Annotated in this window: 14 protein-coding genes; 9 read left to right on the top strand and 5 right to left on the bottom strand. The window is 73.6% G+C overall.

What is annotated here, in order from left to right; translation table 11 throughout:
- Positions 1-129 precede the first annotated feature (129 nt).
- Positions 130-276 carry a morphogenic membrane protein MmpA gene (gene mmpA / locus OHS82_RS08445; RefSeq protein WP_199863958.1) on the top strand — a complete coding sequence of 49 codons (147 nt, stop codon included), beginning with the start codon at positions 130-132 and terminating at the stop codon, positions 274-276.
- 36 nt (positions 277-312) lie between these two features.
- On the opposite strand, the gene OHS82_RS08440 is transcribed toward mmpA, so the two are convergent.
- A complete protein-coding gene (locus tag OHS82_RS08440; protein ID WP_057582746.1) occupies positions 313-1,485 on the bottom strand; it encodes a saccharopine dehydrogenase family protein in 1,173 nt (390 codons plus the stop codon).
- Positions 1,486-1,576: 91 nt separating this feature from the next.
- Here OHS82_RS08440 and OHS82_RS08435 point away from each other — a divergent pair, with 91 nt between their 5' ends.
- From OHS82_RS08435 to OHS82_RS08420, 4 genes are all read left to right on the top strand, one after another.
- Positions 1,577-1,957, top strand: coding sequence for an MmcQ/YjbR family DNA-binding protein (locus OHS82_RS08435; protein ID WP_328433619.1), 381 nt, complete (start codon positions 1,577-1,579; stop codon positions 1,955-1,957).
- A 120-nt stretch (positions 1,958-2,077) separates the two neighbouring features.
- Complete coding sequence (locus OHS82_RS08430; protein WP_328433618.1) at positions 2,078-3,247, top strand: CaiB/BaiF CoA transferase family protein; 1,170 nt, start codon at positions 2,078-2,080, stop codon at positions 3,245-3,247.
- Between the two features lie 39 nt (positions 3,248-3,286).
- On the top strand, positions 3,287-4,501 hold the full coding sequence (locus OHS82_RS08425; protein ID WP_328433617.1) for an acetyl-CoA C-acetyltransferase: 1,215 nt from the start codon (positions 3,287-3,289) through the stop codon (positions 4,499-4,501).
- A 40-nt stretch (positions 4,502-4,541) separates the two neighbouring features.
- The gene (locus OHS82_RS08420) at positions 4,542-6,719 is read left to right on the top strand and encodes a 3-hydroxyacyl-CoA dehydrogenase NAD-binding domain-containing protein (protein ID WP_328433616.1); all 2,178 of its coding nucleotides are present in this window, start codon (positions 4,542-4,544) and stop codon (positions 6,717-6,719) included.
- A 12-nt stretch (positions 6,720-6,731) separates the two neighbouring features.
- On the opposite strand, the gene OHS82_RS08415 is transcribed toward OHS82_RS08420, so the two are convergent.
- Positions 6,732-7,445 carry a MerR family transcriptional regulator gene (locus tag OHS82_RS08415; protein WP_266725389.1) on the bottom strand — a complete coding sequence of 238 codons (714 nt, stop codon included), beginning with the start codon at positions 7,443-7,445 and terminating at the stop codon, positions 6,732-6,734.
- A gap of 125 nt (positions 7,446-7,570) precedes the next feature.
- On the opposite strand from OHS82_RS08415, the gene OHS82_RS08410 reads away from it, so the two are divergent.
- Together OHS82_RS08410 and OHS82_RS08405 are read left to right on the top strand one after the other, a co-directional pair.
- Complete coding sequence (locus OHS82_RS08410) at positions 7,571-8,053, top strand: macro domain-containing protein (protein WP_057582744.1); 483 nt, start codon at positions 7,571-7,573, stop codon at positions 8,051-8,053.
- A gap of 5 nt (positions 8,054-8,058) precedes the next feature.
- Positions 8,059-8,991 (top strand): PfkB family carbohydrate kinase, encoded by a 933-nt coding sequence (locus OHS82_RS08405; protein ID WP_328433615.1) that lies wholly within the window; start codon positions 8,059-8,061, stop codon positions 8,989-8,991.
- 45 nt (positions 8,992-9,036) lie between these two features.
- Here OHS82_RS08405 and OHS82_RS08400 read toward each other — a convergent pair whose 3' ends face one another.
- Positions 9,037-9,216 (bottom strand): hypothetical protein, encoded by a 180-nt coding sequence (locus OHS82_RS08400; RefSeq protein WP_057582742.1) that lies wholly within the window; start codon positions 9,214-9,216, stop codon positions 9,037-9,039.
- Positions 9,217-9,337: 121 nt separating this feature from the next.
- Positions 9,338-10,849 (bottom strand): M1 family metallopeptidase, encoded by a 1,512-nt coding sequence (locus tag OHS82_RS08395; protein WP_057582741.1) that lies wholly within the window; start codon positions 10,847-10,849, stop codon positions 9,338-9,340.
- 231 nt (positions 10,850-11,080) lie between these two features.
- Here OHS82_RS08395 and OHS82_RS08390 point away from each other — a divergent pair, with 231 nt between their 5' ends.
- Entirely contained in the window at positions 11,081-13,039 is a 1,959-nt protein-coding gene (locus OHS82_RS08390) for a Xaa-Pro dipeptidyl-peptidase (RefSeq protein ID WP_057582740.1), read from the top strand.
- Positions 13,040-13,111: 72 nt separating this feature from the next.
- Here the strand turns inward: OHS82_RS08390 and OHS82_RS08385 are convergent, their stop codons facing one another.
- Entirely contained in the window at positions 13,112-14,068 is a 957-nt protein-coding gene (locus OHS82_RS08385; protein WP_328433614.1) for an FAD-dependent oxidoreductase, read from the bottom strand.
- A gap of 90 nt (positions 14,069-14,158) precedes the next feature.
- Between OHS82_RS08385 and OHS82_RS08380 the strand changes: the two genes are divergently transcribed.
- Positions 14,159-15,799, top strand: coding sequence for an ABC-F family ATP-binding cassette domain-containing protein (locus OHS82_RS08380; protein ID WP_328433613.1), 1,641 nt, complete (start codon positions 14,159-14,161; stop codon positions 15,797-15,799).
- Positions 15,800-15,813: the final 14 nt, after the last annotated feature.

The following is a 15,813-nucleotide window of genomic DNA, read 5'->3' as shown; positions in this document are numbered from 1 at the left end:
CCCGGGCGGGCGTACGCGGTCCGGGCGCCGGCCCGGGGAGCGGAGCGCCGTCCGGGTGCGCCGACCGAGTACGTCGTCTGAGTACCCGTACGGATGTAGGTCCGGCGCCGCGTCGGCAGGCTGGGCCGCATGACCACGCACCGTGCCCCCAAGCCCCTCGCCGACCCGGACCGCCCGGTCGAGCGTGCCGTGAACGCCGCGCTGATCCTCGCCGTCCTGGCCGGCCTCGGCTGGATCGTCGGGATGATCTACACGCTCGTGCAGTGGCCGCTCTGAGGGCGCTACCGGGCCGCTACGGCGCCACGGCCGCGGTCAGCGGCGCGCCGCGACGCGGAAGCGGACGCCCGCGCGGGTCAACCGCCCGGTCAGCGCGTCGCCCATCGCCACCGCCGTGGTGACCTGCCCGGCCGTCGGCGGGAGGTCGTCGCAGGCCAGCGCCATCGCCGCCTCGGCGAACATCTTCGCCGTCTCGTCGTAGCCCGGGTCGCCGCCCGCGACCTCGGTGTACACCCGCCGGCCGCCGCCCTCGCCGACGAACCGGACGGAGAACCAGCTCCGCGCCCGCTTCTGCTCGCTCGGCCCCTCGCCGGGCTTGAGCCGGTCCGACAGCCAGCGCCGGGCGGGCGGGACCTGGGCGGCTGCGGCGAGCGTCCCGACCGCGGCGACGCCGCCCACGGCGACGGGCAGCCGCCGGACGGCCGCGTAGTGGCGGTAGCGGAAGTCGGGGCCGTAACGCTGCAGCGTCCGGGCCGACCGGAGCACGATCTGCGGGTCGATGGTCGGCAGCGGCAGCGCCCAGGCGCCGACCTCCCCGGCGAACCGGGGCGCGCCCACCGGTGCGACGGCCCGGCGGCCCATCAGCCGCGGCTCGTGCCGCCCCCGTTCCCGTGCCGCGGCCAGCATCTGCCGCCCGCGCGCGAACTGACCGAGCGCGGAGGCGAAGGTCCCGCCCGAGAAGGAGGCGTCGGCCCTCACGAAGCCGTCCACGGTCAGCGGCACGCCCTCCGGGAGCTGCCGGACGGTGAAGTACACGCCGAGGTCGTGCGGGACGGAGTCGAAGCCGCACGCGTGGATCAGCCGTGCCCCCGTCTCCCGCGCGCGTGCGTCGTGCCGGACGTACATCAGGTCCACGAACTCCGGCTCGCCGGTGAGGTCGAGGTAGTCCGCGCCGGTGTCCGCGCAGGCGGCCACCAGTTCCTCGCCGTAGCGCACGTAGGGGCCCACCGTCGTGGCCACCACGCGCGCGTGCTCCGCCAGCACGCGCAGGGACGCCGGGTCCGCGACGTCGGCGCGCAGCACCCCGATGTCCACGTTGAGCCGTTCGCGCAGCCGCTCCAGCTTGCGCTCGTCCCGCCCGGCGATCGCCCAGCGCAGCCCCGCGGGCGCGTGGACGGCGAGGTACTCCGCGGTGAGGGTTCCCACGAAGCCCGTCGCCCCGAAGAGCACGACGTCGTACGGACGGTCGCTCGTTTTCAGCCTGCTCATGACATCCCTTCGCGGTGCAGCCCGTGCCGCTGTCGGTGGCTGAGGCTAGCGTGAGGAGTGCGGAGGCCGACGACGAGCCCGGAGGCAGCAGGTGACCGTGGACCGCCATGCCCTGAGGAAATGGGAGAAAGTGCGCGAGTTCGCACTCGGACTGCCGGGTGCGGCCGAGGAGTTCCCCTGGGGCGAGAGCGTGGCCAAGGTGAACGGGAAGGTGTTCGTCTTCCTCGGCGTCGACGACGGCAGTCACCCGCCGGCCGTCACCCTCAAGCTCAGGGACGAGACCGCGCACGCCCACGCACTGGCCGCGCCCGGCGCCGAGCCCGCCGGGTACGGCCTCGGCAGGTCGGGCTGGGTGCGCATCCCGTTGGAGGAGAAGGGTGCTCCCGCGGACGACCTGCTCTGCGACTGGGTGGAGGAGAGCTATCGCACGATCGCTCCCCGACGGCTCATATCCGAGCTGGAGACACGCTGAACCGTCGGGCCTGCGCGCCGCGATCCGGCTAAGCGCTTGCTCGCTCTGCTCTTGTGTCCGCAGGGACACGTTCCTAGCATCACTGGTGTTACATCAGTTGTGTCACAGCAAGGGGGCTGGATGACGACGGGACGGACGACCGGGCACGGCCCGCTGACCGGCGTGCGCGTGCTGGAGCTCGCCGGGATCGGCCCGGGCCCCTTCGCGGGCATGCTGCTGGCCGATCTCGGCGCCGACGTGGTCCGGGTGGACCGCCCCGGCGGCTCCGCCCTCGGCATCGACCCGGCCCGTGACGTCACCAACCGCAACAAGCGCTCGGTGCTCGTGGACCTCAAGGCGCCGGACGGCCCCGCGCGCGTCCTCGACCTCGCCGCCCGAGCCGACGTGCTGATCGAGGGCAACCGCCCGGGTGTCGCCGAGCGGCTCGGCGTCGGCCCCGCGGACTGCCACGCCCGCAACCCCCGACTGGTCTACGGCCGGATGACCGGCTGGGGCCAGGAGGGCCCGCTCGCCCACCGCGCCGGCCACGACATCGCCTACATCGCCCTCACCGGCGCCCTGGGCCTGATCGGCCCTCCGGACGCACCCCCGCCGGCCCCCGCCAACCTGCTCGGCGACTACGCGGGCGGTTCCCTCTACCTCGTCGTCGGCGTCCTCGCGGCGCTGCACCACGCGCGCGTGAGCGGCGTCGGCCAGGTCGTCGACGCGGCCATCGTGGACGGCGCCGCCCACCTCTCCGCGATGATCCACGGCATGCTCGCGGCCGGCGGCTGGCAGGACCGGCGCGGCGCCAACCTGCTCGACGGGGGCTGCCCGTACTACGGCGTCTACGAGACCGCCGACGGCGGGTACATGGCCGTCGGCGCGCTGGAGCCGCAGTTCTACGACGCGTTCGTGGACCTCCTGGGCCTCGCCGACCTCCGTGACGCCCGCAAGGACTGGACGCGTTGGGAAGAGCTGCGCGAGGCCGTCGCCGCCCGCTTCCGCACCCGCACCCGCGACGCGTGGACGGCGGTCTTCGAGGGCTCCGACGCGTGCGTGGCGCCGGTGCTGTCGCTGCGGGAGGCCCCGCACCACCCGCACCTGGCGGCCCGCGGCACCTTCGTCGACCACGGCGGCATCACCCAGCCCGCCCCCGCCCCGCGGTTCTCCGCGACCCCCACGACCGTCCGCACCGGCCCGGCACGGCCCGGCGCCGACACGCACCGGGTGGCCCGTGACTGGGACATACCGGAGCTCGCCCCCGATCTCGAGCAGCCTCTCCCGAACACCCCGGCCCGGGGCGACTGAACCCGCCCGGCCGGGCCCACCCTCCCGAAAGGCCCACCAGTGAGCACCGAAGCGTACGTGTACGACGCGATCCGCACCCCGCGCGGGCGCGGCAAGGCGAACGGCTCCCTGCACGGAACGAAGCCCATCGACCTCGTCGTCGGCCTCATCCACGAACTCCGCGACCGCTTCCCCGGCCTGGACCCGGCCGGGATCGACGACATCGTGCTCGGCGTGGTCAGCCCCGTGGGCGACCAGGGCTCTGACATCGCGCGCACCGCCGCGATCGCCGCCGGGCTGCCCGACACCGTGGCGGGCGTGCAGGAGAACCGCTTCTGCGCCTCGGGTCTGGAAGCCGTCAACCTGGCCGCCATGAAGGTCCGCTCGGGCTGGGAGGACCTGGTCCTCGCGGGCGGCGTCGAGTCGATGTCCCGGGTGCCGATGGCCTCGGACGGCGGCGCCTGGTTCAACGACCCGATGACCAACCTGGGCGTCAACTTCGTGCCACAGGGCATCGGCGCCGACCTCATCGCCACCATCGAGGGCTTCTCCCGGCGCGACGTCGACGAGTACGCCGCCCTGTCGCAGGAGCGGGCGGCGACGGCGTGGAAGGAGGGCCGCTTCGACCGCTCCGTCGTCCCGGTGAGGGACCGCAGCGGACTCGTCGTCCTCGACCACGACGAGCACCCCCGTCCCGGCACCACCGCGGACTCCCTCGCCAAGCTGAAGCCGTCGTTCGCCGACATCGGCGAACTCGGCGGGTTCGACGCCGTGGCGCTGCAGAAGTACCACTGGGTGGAGAAGATCGACCACGTCCACCACGCGGGCAACTCCTCCGGCATCGTCGACGGGGCCTCCCTGGTCGCCATCGGCACCAAGGAGGCCGGTGAGCGCCACGGGCTCGCCCCGCGCGCGCGGATCGTCTCCGCGGCCGTCTCCGGCTCCGAGCCGACGATCATGCTCACCGGTCCCGCGCCCGCAACCCGCAAGGCCCTCGCGAAGGCCGGCCTGACCATCGACGACATCGACCTCGTCGAGATCAACGAGGCGTTCGCCGCGGTGGTCCTGCGCTTCGTCAGGGACATGGGCCTGTCCCTGGACAAGGTCAACGTCAACGGCGGCGCGATCGCGCTGGGCCATCCGCTCGGCGCCACCGGCGCGATGATCCTCGGCTCGCTCGTCGACGAACTGGAGCGCCAGGACAAGCGCTACGGCCTCGCCACCCTCTGCGTCGGCGGCGGCATGGGCATCGCCACCGTCGTCGAGCGCGTCTGACCACCCCAGCGGAACCCGAGACCTCTACGGAGAACCCGTCATGACACAGAGCACCACCATCCGCTGGGAACAGGACCGCACCGGCCTCGTCACCCTCGTCCTCGACGACCCCGACCAGTCCGCGAACACCATGAACGCGGCCTTCCGCGCCTCCCTGGCCGCGGTCGCCGACCGCCTGGAGGCCGAGAAGGACTCCGTCCGGGGCGTCATCCTCACCTCGGCCAAGAAGACCTTCTTCGCCGGCGGCGACCTGCGCGACCTCATCCGCGTCACCCCGGACACGGCGCAGGAGCTGCTGGACGGCGGACTGGAGATCAAGCGCAACCTCCGCCGCATCGAGACCCTCGGCAAGCCCGTCGTCGCCGCCCTGAACGGCGCGGCCCTCGGCGGCGGCTACGAACTCGCCCTGGCCTGCCACCACCGCATCGCGCTCGACGCGCCCGGATCGAAGATCGGCTGCCCCGAGGTCACCCTCGGTCTGCTCCCCGGCGGCGGCGGCGTCGCGCGCACGGTCCGGCTGCTGGGCATCACCGACGCCCTCCTGAAGGTCCTCCTCAAGGGCACCCAGTACAGCCCGCGGCGGGCCCTGGAGAACGGTCTGGTCGACGACGTCGCCACCACGCCCGACGAACTGCTCGCCAAGGCCCGCGCCTTCGTCGACGCGAACCCCGAGTCGCAGCAGCCCTGGGACAGGCCGGGCTACCGCATCCCGGGCGGCACCCCGTCGAACCCCCGGTTCGCCGCCAACCTGCCCGCGTTCCCGGCCAGCCTGCGCAAGGAGACGGGCGGCGCCCCCTACCCCGCGCCGCGCAACATCCTCGCCGCGGCCGTCGAGGGCGCCCAGGTCGACTTCGAGACCGCACAGGTCATCGAGGCCCGCTACTTCGTCGAGCTGGCCGCCGGACAGACGTCGAAGAACATGATCCAGGCGTTCTTCTTCGACCTCCAGGCCGTCAACTCGGGCCTCAGCCGCCCCAAGGGCGTCGCACCCCGCCCGGTGCGCAGGGCGGCCGTCCTGGGCGCCGGGATGATGGGCGCCGGCATCGCCTACGCGTGCGCCCGCGCAGGCATCGACGTGGTTCTGAAGGACGTCTCCCTGGAGGCCGCCGTCAAGGGCAAGGCCTACTCCGAGAAGCTGTGCGCCAAGGCCGTCTCCCGCGGCCGCACGACCAAGGAGAAGGCGGACGCGCTCCTCGCCCGCATCACGCCCACCGCGGACCCCGCCGACCTGGCCGGCTGCGACGCCGTCATCGAGGCCGTCTTCGAGGACACCTCCCTCAAGCACAAGGTGTTCCAGGAGATCGAGCAGGTCGTCGCCCCCGACGCCCTGCTGTGCTCCAACACCTCCACGCTGCCCATCACCGCCCTCGCCGAAGGCGTCGAGCGCCAGGCCGACTTCATCGGGCTGCACTTCTTCTCACCCGTCGACAAGATGCCCCTCGTCGAGATCATCAAGGGCGAGCGCACCGGCGACGAGGCGCTCGCGCGCGCCTTCGACCTGGTGCGGCAGATCAACAAGACGCCGATCGTCGTCAACGACTCGCGCGGCTTCTTCACCTCCCGGGTGATCGGCCACTTCATCAACGAGGGCGTCGCCATGGTCGGCGAGGGCATCGAGCCCGCCTCCGTGGAACAGGCGGCCGCGCAGGCCGGCTACCCCGCCAAGGTGCTCTCCCTGATGGACGAGCTGACGCTCACCCTGCCGCGCAAGATCCGGGGTGAGTCGAAGCGGGCCGTGGAGGAGGCCGGCGGCACCTGGCCCGGCCACCCCGCCGAGGCCGTCATCGACCGCATGGTCGACGAGTTCGGCCGCACGGGGCGCAGCGGCGGCGCCGGCTTCTACGAGTACGGGGAGGACGGCAGGCGGACCGGCCTGTGGCCGGGTCTGCGCGAGCACTTCACCCGCGCGGGCGCCGAGATCCCCTTCGAGGACATGCAGGAGCGCATGCTCTTCTCCGAGGCCCTCGACACCGTCAGGCTCGTGGAGGAGGGCGTCCTGACCTCCGTGGCCGACGCCAACATCGGCTCCCTCTTCGGGATCGGCTTCCCCGGCTGGACCGGCGGAGTGCTCCAGTACATCAACGGCTACGACGGCGGGCTTCCCGGCTTCGTGGCCCGCGCGCGTGAACTCGCCGCACGCTACGGCGACCGTTTCACCCCGCCCGCCCTGCTGGTGGAGAAGGCGCAACGGGGGGAGACCTTCACGGACGCGCGCTGAGCGCCCGGACCGTCACGGGGAGCCGTCCGCCGGCGGCTCCCCGAGCCACTCCCGCAGCTCCTCCGTGAGCGAGCGCTGGAAGGCCGTCAGCAGCGCCTGGACGACCAGCGGCTGCATGTGCGCCGACAGCGACCGCACCGCCTGCGCGTCACGCTCCGGCACCTCCTCGCGCAGCAGCCGCGACAGCTCGTGGGCCGCCGCGCGCGCATGGTCGAGCAGGACGGTGCGCGCCGCGCGGATCGACTCCGGCGACAACGGCACGTCCAGCAGCCGGACGCCCAGCCGCAGCAGGCCGGGGTCGACCGCGTACCCGTCGTCGTCGCGGTGTACGACGTCCATCGCGACGAGCCGGTCCAGGTCCTCCTCGCCGAGCGTCCGCCCCGCCCGCCGCTGCAGCTCCTCCCGGGTCACCGTCTCCACCGCGTCCGGCGCCCAGGAAGCCACCACGGCCCGGTGCACGGCGAGGTCGTGGGCGTCGAGACCGGGCGGCAGTCGGTCCAGATAGCGCTCGATCGCGGCCAGCGTCAGCCCCTGCCCGCGCAGCTCCTCGATCAGCGCCAGGCGCGCGAGGTGCCCGGCGCCGTAACGCCCCACCCGGCGCGGCCCGATGACCGGCGGCGGGAGCAGCCCTTTGGTGCCGTAGAAGCGCACCGTGCGCACCGTGACCCCGGCGCGCGCGGCCAGCTCGTCGACCGTGAGGGCCGGCTCCTCGGTCTCGCTCGTCATGTGCAGCAGTATCGCTGTCACACCGATGCTGTGAAACCCGTGACGGCACAGCGACAGGCGGATCCCGAGGACCGGCGCGCCTGCGGACCGGCGTCGATGTCAGTGGCGTCGCCTACCGTGGCGTCATGGGGGAGATCACTTATGTCAGGGGCGACGCCACCGTGCCGTCGGTGAAGGGCGTGAAGGTGATCGCCCATGTCTGCAACGACATCGGGGGATGGGGGAAGGGCTTCGTCCTCGCGCTGTCCCGCCGCTGGCCCGAACCGGAGGCGGCCTACCGCGCCTGGCACCGGGAGCGGGCCTCCAACGACTTCGGCCTGGGCGCCCTCCAGCTGGTCCAGGTGGAGCCGTACGTGTGGGTCGCCAACATGATCGGCCAGCGCGGCGTGCGGACGGGCAGCAAGGGCGTCCCCGTGCGGTACGAGGCCATCGACGCGGCGCTGGCCCGGCTGGCCGGCCCCGCACGGGAACTCCACGCGTCCGTGCACATGCCGCGGATAGGCTGCGGCCTGGCCGGGGGCAAGTGGTCCCGCGTCGAGCCGCTCGTGAGTGAGCGGCTCGTGCGACGGGGCGTCGCGGTGACGGTGTACGACCACGGGGAGGGGTAGCGCCCATGCGCGCACAGACCGACGGGCACAGCGACGGCGTCGACGGCATCGACGTGCTGGTTCTCGGCGGAGCCGGCGTGGACACGATCGTGTACGTGCCGGAGCTGCCGCTCCCGTACGCCGACAGCTACATGATCGACAGCGGGATCCGCGCCCGCGCCGGCCAGACCGGTGACTTCGTGGCCCTGGGCCTCGCCGCCCTCGGCCTGCGCACCCACCATCTCGACTTCCTCGGCGACGACCCCGAGGGCGACCTCGTCCGTGCCCTGCACGACGAGCACGGCATCGCCCTCACCGCGCTCCCGCAGCCCGCCGGCACCAAGCGCGCGGTGAACCTGGTGAGCCCGGACGGCCGGCGGCTGTCGCTGTACGACACCAGCCGCGGGCGAGCGGACGACCGCTTCCCCGAGGACACCCTGCGCGCCCTCGCCGCGGCGAGCCGCCATGCGCACGTGTCCATCACGCAGCCCTGCGCCGAGGCGCTGCCCGTCCTGCGTGAGGCGGGCGTCGGCATCTCCACCGACCTGCACAACTGGGACGGCGAGAACCCCTACCAGGCGGCCTTCGCTCACGAGGCGGACGTCGTGTTCGTGTCCGCGACCGCCCTGTCCGACCCGCGGGCGACCATGCGCCGCATCGCCGAGCGCGGTCGCGCCGAAGCGGTCGTCGCCACCGCCGGAGCCGAGGGAGCGTATCTGCTGGCGGGCGGCGAGCTGACACATGTCCCCGCCGTCGCCCCGCCCGGACCGGTGGTCGACTCCAACGGCGCGGGCGACGCCTTCGCCGCCGCCTTCCTGTTCGGCCGGCTCCACGGCGAAACGCCCCGCCGGTGCGCCGAGTTCGGGGCACTGGCGGGGGCGTACGCGTGCACGGTGCCGGCCACGGAGAGCGCCGCCCTGCCCCGCGCCGAGCTGCTGGCGCGGGCGGGCGCCCGCTGACCGGAGGCCCGGCGGGCTCAGGCGGGCCGGGCGGCCCGGGCGAGGTCAGTTCTGCTTACGTCTCGCAGCGGACAGGCCGATCACCCCGACGAGGGCGACGACCGCGCCCACCAGGGTCAGCACGGGCACGCTGCCGATGAGGCCGACGGCCATCACCACCGCCCCGATCAGCGGCACCACTCTCCATGCGCCCAGACCCTCGTTGCCGTTCCGTGCAGCCGCCATGGCCGTCCCCCGCTCTCTTCGCAGTTCCTGCACGGCTTGATACCCACAACCTCCGCTTGTCAGACAGGAGTTCGCTGACTTCCGGCATCGCGGGGCGAAGCGGCGGCCCGCCGCGGTTGGCTCAATGCTCGTGGACGTCGTTCGTCGCCGCGATCTTCTTCCAGGACTTCGGCTGCACGGGGGCGGCCGCCGCCTTCGCGATCCCCGCCGTCCGTGCGGCGGCGGACGTCCCCGTGGTGGAGGCCGCCGGCTTCGCCGGCCGGAACAGCCAGGCGTCGAACAGCGCGCCCAGCTGCCTGCCCGAGACACGCTCGGCGTACCGCTGGAGATCGGCGACCGTCGCGTTGCCGTACGCGTGCTCCCTCGGCCACCCCTTCAGGACGGCGAAGAAGGCGTCGTCGCCGATCTCGTCGCGCAGGGCCTGCACCGCCAGCGCGCCCCGGTCGTACACGGCGATGTCGAACTGCCTGTCCGGACCCGGGTCGCCGGGCTTCACCGTCCAGAAGGCGTCGTCGGCCGGGTGCGAGGCGTACACGTAGTCCGCGATCTCCCGGGCCGTGCCCTCGTCCTCGTGCTCGGACCACAGCCACTGCGCGTACCGCGCGAAGCCCTCGTTCAGCCAGATGTCCTTCCACCCGGCGACGGACACGAAGTCGCCGTACCACTGGTGGGCCAGTTCGTGCACCACGACGGAGGTGTTGGAGCCGCCGGCGAACTGCCGCGGGCTGTAGAAGGGCCGGGTCTGCGTTTCCAGGGCGTACCCGGTGTTCGTGTTCGGCACATACCCGCCGAGCGCGTCGAAGGGATACGGCCCGAAGTACCCGCTCAGCCAGTCGGCGATCTCCCCGGTCCGCTCGACGCTCGCCCGCGCCGCGCCCGCGTCGGCGCCCAGATCCCTGCTGTAGGCGTTGACCACCGGCACGCCGCTCTCGGTCGTGCCGGTGGTGAGGTCGAACCTTCCGACGGCGAGCGTGGCCAGGTAGGTCGCCTGCGGCTTGCTGGAGCGCCAGTTGAAGCGCGTCCAGCCGGCCCGTGAACTCGTCGACTGCAGCGTGCCGTTGGAGAGGGCCTGGGTGCCGTCGGGCACCTGCACGGACACGTCGTAGGTGGCCTTGTCGAGCGGGTGGTCGTTGCTCGGGAACCACCACCAGGCCGCCTCGGGCTCGTTGGCGCCGACCCCGCCGTCCGGGGTGCGGTGCCAGCTGGTGAAGCCGTACGCCTGCTTCGAGGACGGCACGCCGCGGTAGCGGACCACGATCGTGACCTGCGCCCCCTCGGTCAGCGGCTTCCTCGGCGTGATCTCCAGCTCGTGCTCGCCCGAGGCCGCGAACGCCGCCGCCGCGCCGTCGACGCGCACCTCGCTCACGTCGAGCAGGAAGTCCAGGTCGAACCGCGACAGGTCCTGCGTGGCCTTCGCCAGGATCGTCGCCGTGCCCTCGAGCTCGTCCGTGGCCGGCCGGTACTTCAGCCGCAGGTCGTAGTGGGAGACGTCGTAGCCGCCGTTGCCGTACGCCGGATAGTAGGGGTCGCCGATGCCCGGTGCGCCGGGGGAGCCGCTCGCGGCCGACGCCGGGATCGCCAGCAGGACGGAGGCGGCGGCGAGCGCGCCGGGCGCGGTGAATCTGCGGTGCACGTGAACTCCAAGTCGTAGAGGAGCGCAGTCTGTTCGGAGCCTATGGACTCCCTGTGCCTCAGGACCTGCCCGACACCGCTCCCGTCACACGATCGCCATTCGGCCGTCACGAGCCGTCCGACGTGGCCGGCCCGGTCCCGGCCGGCGCCGGCCCGCGCTCCCGGCTCACCGTTCGCCGTCGCCTCATCTGCCCTCTTCTGCACGGGAGTTGACACGGGTACCGTCCCGCGCATGTGGACACGCATGCGCTTCACGACCTGGAGACCGCTCGCCACCGCCGCCGTCACCCTCCTGGTGGCCGCCTTCCTCACCCCTGCCGCGGCCCACGGCGCGCCCCGGGAGAGCCGACCCGTCTACTCCTACGAGAACGCCGTCCGCGAGGCCGTCTGGGTCGACACCGGACTCGACGCCGACGGCGACGGCCGGACCGACCGCGTCGCCGTCGACGTCGTCCGGCCGCGCGAACCCGCCGCGCAGGGCCGCAAAGTGCCCGTCATCATGGACGCCAGCCCCTACTACTCCTGCTGCGGACGCGGCAACGAGAGCCAGCGCAAGACCTACGACGCCGAGGGCCGCGTCGTCCGGATGCCGCTGTTCTACGACAACTACTTCGTGCCGCGGGGCTACGCCTTCGTCGGCGTCGACCTGGCCGGAACCAACCGCTCCGACGGCTGCGAGGACGTCGGCGGCCGCGGCGAGGTGCAGTCCGCGAAGGCGGTCGTCGACTGGCTGGGCGGCCGCGCCAAGGGCTACACCAGCCGCACCGGCGACACGACCGTCAAGGCGAGCTGGACCAACGGCCGAACGGGCATGATCGGCAAGAGCTGGGACGGCACCATCGCCAACGCCGTCGCCGCGACCGGCGTGCGGGGGCTGAGGACGATCGTCCCCATCGCCGCCATCTCCTCCTGGTACGACTACTACTTCGCCCAGGGCGCGCCCCTCTACGACTCCGGCCCCGACGCCCTCGCGGACTACGTCAGCAGTCCCGACGCCCGCGGCCGGTGCACCGCCGTCCAGCGCCGGCTCGTCGACGAGGCCCCGCGCACCGGCGACCGGACGCCGCTGTGGACCGCGCGCGACTACGTCAAGGACGCGCACAAGGTGAAGGCCAGCGTCTTCCTCGTGCACGGCATGCAGGACCTCAACGTCCGCACCAAGCACCTCGGCCAGTGGTGGGACGCCCTGGCGAAGAACGGCGTGCACCGCAAGATCTGGCTCTCCCAGACCGGCCACGTCGACCCCTTCGACTTCCGTCGCGCCGCCTGGGTCGACACCCTGCACCGCTGGTTCGACCACGAACTCCTCGGCTACGACAACGGCATCGACCGCGAGCCCATGGCCGACGTCGAACGCCACCCCGACCAGTGGGTCACCTCGACGTCCTGGCCGCCGCGCGGCACGCAGCCCGCGACCCTGCGCCCGGCCGCCGGCGAGCGCCCGGGCGTCGGGAAGCTCGGCCTGCGCAGGAGCACCGGGGCCGCAGCCTTCACCGACGACCCGCAGCACGACGAGAGCGACTGGGCCGCGCAGATCGACACCCCGACGCCCGACAAGGCGGGCTTCGTGACCGGCGCCCTCACCCGCGACCTGCGGCTGGCCGGCTCCTCGAAGGTCACCGTCACCGCCACGCCCAGCACGGCGACGGCCCACCTGAGCGCCGTCCTCGTCGATCTCGGCCCCGACACGATCCGCGACTACGCGGCGGCAGGCGAGGGGATCACCACCCTCGCCGCCCGCACCTGCTGGGGCGCGAGCACCGCGGGCGACAGCGCCTGCTTCAAGGAGACGAAGGCGGCGACGGCCGCCGTCGGCGCCACGGTCGTCAGCCGGGGCTGGGCCGACCTCGGGACCTTCGCCGACCCCGGCAAGGGCGTGCCGCTGACCCCGGGCCGGGCGTACACCATCACCCTGGACCTCGCGGCCACCGACCACGTCGTACCGGCCGGCCACCGCCTCGCACTGATCGTCGCGGGAACCGACAAGGACCTCATCGACCCGCCCGCCGACCGGCCGACCCTCACCCTGGACCTGGCCCGCACCTCGGCCCGGGTCCCCGTCGTGGGCGGCGCGAAGGCGTTCGCCGCAGCGACGGCCGGATCACCGGCGGCCGGCACCGCGCACCGCGCACCGCACACGGCTCCGCCGGCCGGGGCCGGCGCGCCGAGGAACGCCTTCCGGATCCCGTGACCGACAGGCCGAAGCGCGCTCCGGATCCCGTGCCCGGCCGGCCGGGCAACGCGCGTCGGCTTCCGTGACCGGTCAGGAGGAGGCGGCCAGTGCGGCCGCCTCCTCCGCGCACCCCCAGGCGACGGTCACGCCGGCGCCGCCGTGGCCGTAGTTGTGGATCACCGCACGGCCGTCGGGCAGCGTCCGCCGCTCCAGCCGTACCGCAGGCCGGGCAGGCCGCAGGCCCACCCGGTGCTCCAGGATCCGCGCCCCCGCCACCTCGGGCCGCAGCGCGGCGCACCGCCGCACGATCGCCTCCGCCTGAGCCGGATCCGGCTCCAGGGACCACACGCCGTCCTCGGCCGTGCCGCCCAGCAGCAGCCGCCCCGGCTGCGGGAAGAGGTAGGCCATCTTCCCGTCCGGGGCGGTGGAGACCAGCCAGGTCCGCAGCCCCGGGTTCTCCACGACGACCAGCTGCCCGCGCACCGGCCGCACCGTACGGTCCGCGACCAGGTCACGGGCGCCGAGGCCGGTGCAGTTGACGACGATCGGCGCGTCCACAGCCGTCAGATCGGACACGACCCGCTCCTCGACCGTGCCGCCCGCCCGCAGCAGCCGCTCCCGCAGCCACGGAAGGTGAGCCGCCATGTCGATGAGCGGCAGCCGCGCCCACAGGGCGTTCCCGGCCGGGTGCTCCCGGACGGTGGCCCGCCGCAGCACGGACAGCCGGCCCGCCGCCCAGGCCTCGACGTTCGCCGGGTCCGCCGGGCTCATGGCCCCCTCGACCAGCCGCACCCCGCTCTCCCCGGGACGCCCGGCCAGCTCCTGGTACACCTCCAGCGAGCGCAGCGCCCACGCGCGCGCCGACGCCATCGGCTCGATGCGGTACGGCCACCACAGCGCGCCGGCGACGGCCGAGGTGGTCCGCTCCACGGGGTCCCGCGACCACACCCGCACCCGACGGCCCCGCTCGGCGAGGACCACCGCCGTCGCCAGCCCGACGACCCCGCCGCCGACCACGACGATCTCGCCGCTCACCCGAGTGTCCACGCCCGGACGCTAACCGACCGCGCCCCGCTTCGGCGACCGGACGGACCCCGGCGTCCCGGCCGTCGCACGCGCACTAGGATCTGCTGTCTGATGACTGCCACTCTCGTCGCCAAGAACCTCGCCGCCGGGCACGGCGACCGCTCCCTCTTCTCCGGGCTCGACCTCGTGGTCGCCCCCGGGGACGTGATCGGGCTGGTCGGCGCCAACGGCGCGGGCAAGTCCACCCTGCTGAAGCTGCTCGCCGGGCTCACCGCGCCCGAGCAGGGCGAGCTCAGGCTCTCCCCGCCGACCGCGACCGTCGGCCATCTTCCCCAGGAACCGGAGCGCCGCCCCGGGGAGAGCGTCCGCGAGTTCCTCGCCCGCCGCACCGGCGTCGCCGAGGCGCAGCGCACGATGGACGAGGCGACCCAGGCCCTGGTCGACGGGGCGCCCGGCGCGGACGACGCCTACGCGACGAGCCTGGAACGCTGGCTCGACCTCGGCGGCGCCGACCTCGACGAGCGCGCCGAGGAGGTCGCCGACTCGCTGGGGCTCGGCGTGGACCTCGACCAGCCGATGACCTCCCTGTCCGGCGGCCAGGCCGCCCGCGCCGGCCTCGCCTCCCTCCTCCTGTCCCGCTACGACGTCTTCCTGCTCGACGAGCCGACCAACGACCTCGACCTGGACGGGCTGGAGCGCCTCGAACGCTTCGTGAGCGGTCTGCGCGCCGGCACGGTCGTCGTCAGCCACGACCGCGAGTTCCTCACCCGCACGGTCACCAAGGTCCTCGAACTGGACCTGGCACAGCAGCAGATCAACCTCTACGGAGGCGGCTACGACGCCTACCTGGAGGAGCGGGACGTGGCCCGCCGGCACGCGCGCGACGACTTCGAGGAGTACGCCGACAAGAAGGCCGCCCTCCAGGACCGGGCGCAGACCCAGCGCTCCTGGATGGACAAGGGCGTGAAGAACGCGCGCCGCAAGGCGGCCAACGACAACGACAAGATCGGCCGCAAGTTCCGCAGCGAGGCCAGCGAGAAGCAGGCCGCCAAGGCGCGGCAGACCCAGCGCATGATCGAGCGCCTGGAGGTCGTCGAGGAGCCGCGCAAGGAGTGGGAGCTGCGCATGGAGATCGCGGCCGCCCCGCGCTCCGGCGCGGTGGTCGCCTCCCTGCGCGACGCGGAGGTGCGCCGCGGCGGCTTCACGTTCGGTCCGGCGACGCTGCAGATCGACTGGGCCGACCGGGTCGCGGTGACCGGCGCGAACGGCGCGGGCAAGTCCACCCTCCTCGGGGCGCTGCTCGGACGGGTCCCGCTGGACGCCGGACACGCGGCCCTGGGCTCGGGCGTCCTGGTCGGCGAGGTCGACCAGGCGCGGGCGCTGTTCCACGGCGCACAGGCGCTGCTGGAGGCCTTCCGCGCCGCCGTCCCCGACACCGAGCCGGTCGAGGTCCGCACCCTGCTGGCCAAGTTCGGCCTGAAGTCGGACCACGTCATGCGCCCGGCGGCCAGCCTGTCGCCCGGCGAGCGCACCCGTGCCGCTCTCGCACTGCTCCAGGGGCGGGGCGTCAACCTCCTGGTCCTCGACGAGCCGACCAACCACCTCGACCTGCCGGCCATCGAACAGCTGGAGTCGGCCCTCGACGCCTACGAGGGCACCCTCCTCCTCGTCACCCACGACCGCCGCATGCTGGACGCGGTCCATGTCACGCGCCGCCTGGAGGTCGCGAACGGCAAGGTGACGGAGCGGTAGCCGCGGGGAGGTCC

The sequence above is a fragment of the Streptomyces sp. NBC_00425 genome, assembly GCF_036030735.1.
GTDB lineage: Bacteria > Actinomycetota > Actinomycetes > Streptomycetales > Streptomycetaceae > Streptomyces.
This window is presented reverse-complemented; position numbering and strand designations above follow the sequence as displayed.

Coding starts and splice junctions, on each gene's coding strand:
- mmpA (WP_199863958.1), top strand. CDS start 130: ATGACCACGCACCGTGCCCCCAAGCCCCTCGCCGACCCGGACCGCCCG.
- OHS82_RS08440 (WP_057582746.1), bottom strand. CDS start 1,485: ATGAGCAGGCTGAAAACGAGCGACCGTCCGTACGACGTCGTGCTCTTC.
- OHS82_RS08430 (WP_328433618.1), top strand. CDS start 2,078: ATGACGACGGGACGGACGACCGGGCACGGCCCGCTGACCGGCGTGCGC.
- OHS82_RS08420 (WP_328433616.1), top strand. CDS start 4,542: ATGACACAGAGCACCACCATCCGCTGGGAACAGGACCGCACCGGCCTC.
- OHS82_RS08415 (WP_266725389.1), bottom strand. CDS start 7,445: ATGACGAGCGAGACCGAGGAGCCGGCCCTCACGGTCGACGAGCTGGCC.
- OHS82_RS08410 (WP_057582744.1), top strand. CDS start 7,571: ATGGGGGAGATCACTTATGTCAGGGGCGACGCCACCGTGCCGTCGGTG.
- OHS82_RS08405 (WP_328433615.1), top strand. CDS start 8,059: ATGCGCGCACAGACCGACGGGCACAGCGACGGCGTCGACGGCATCGAC.
- OHS82_RS08400 (WP_057582742.1), bottom strand. CDS start 9,216: ATGGCGGCTGCACGGAACGGCAACGAGGGTCTGGGCGCATGGAGAGTG.
- OHS82_RS08390 (WP_057582740.1), top strand. CDS start 11,081: ATGTGGACACGCATGCGCTTCACGACCTGGAGACCGCTCGCCACCGCC.
- OHS82_RS08380 (WP_328433613.1), top strand. CDS start 14,159: ATGACTGCCACTCTCGTCGCCAAGAACCTCGCCGCCGGGCACGGCGAC.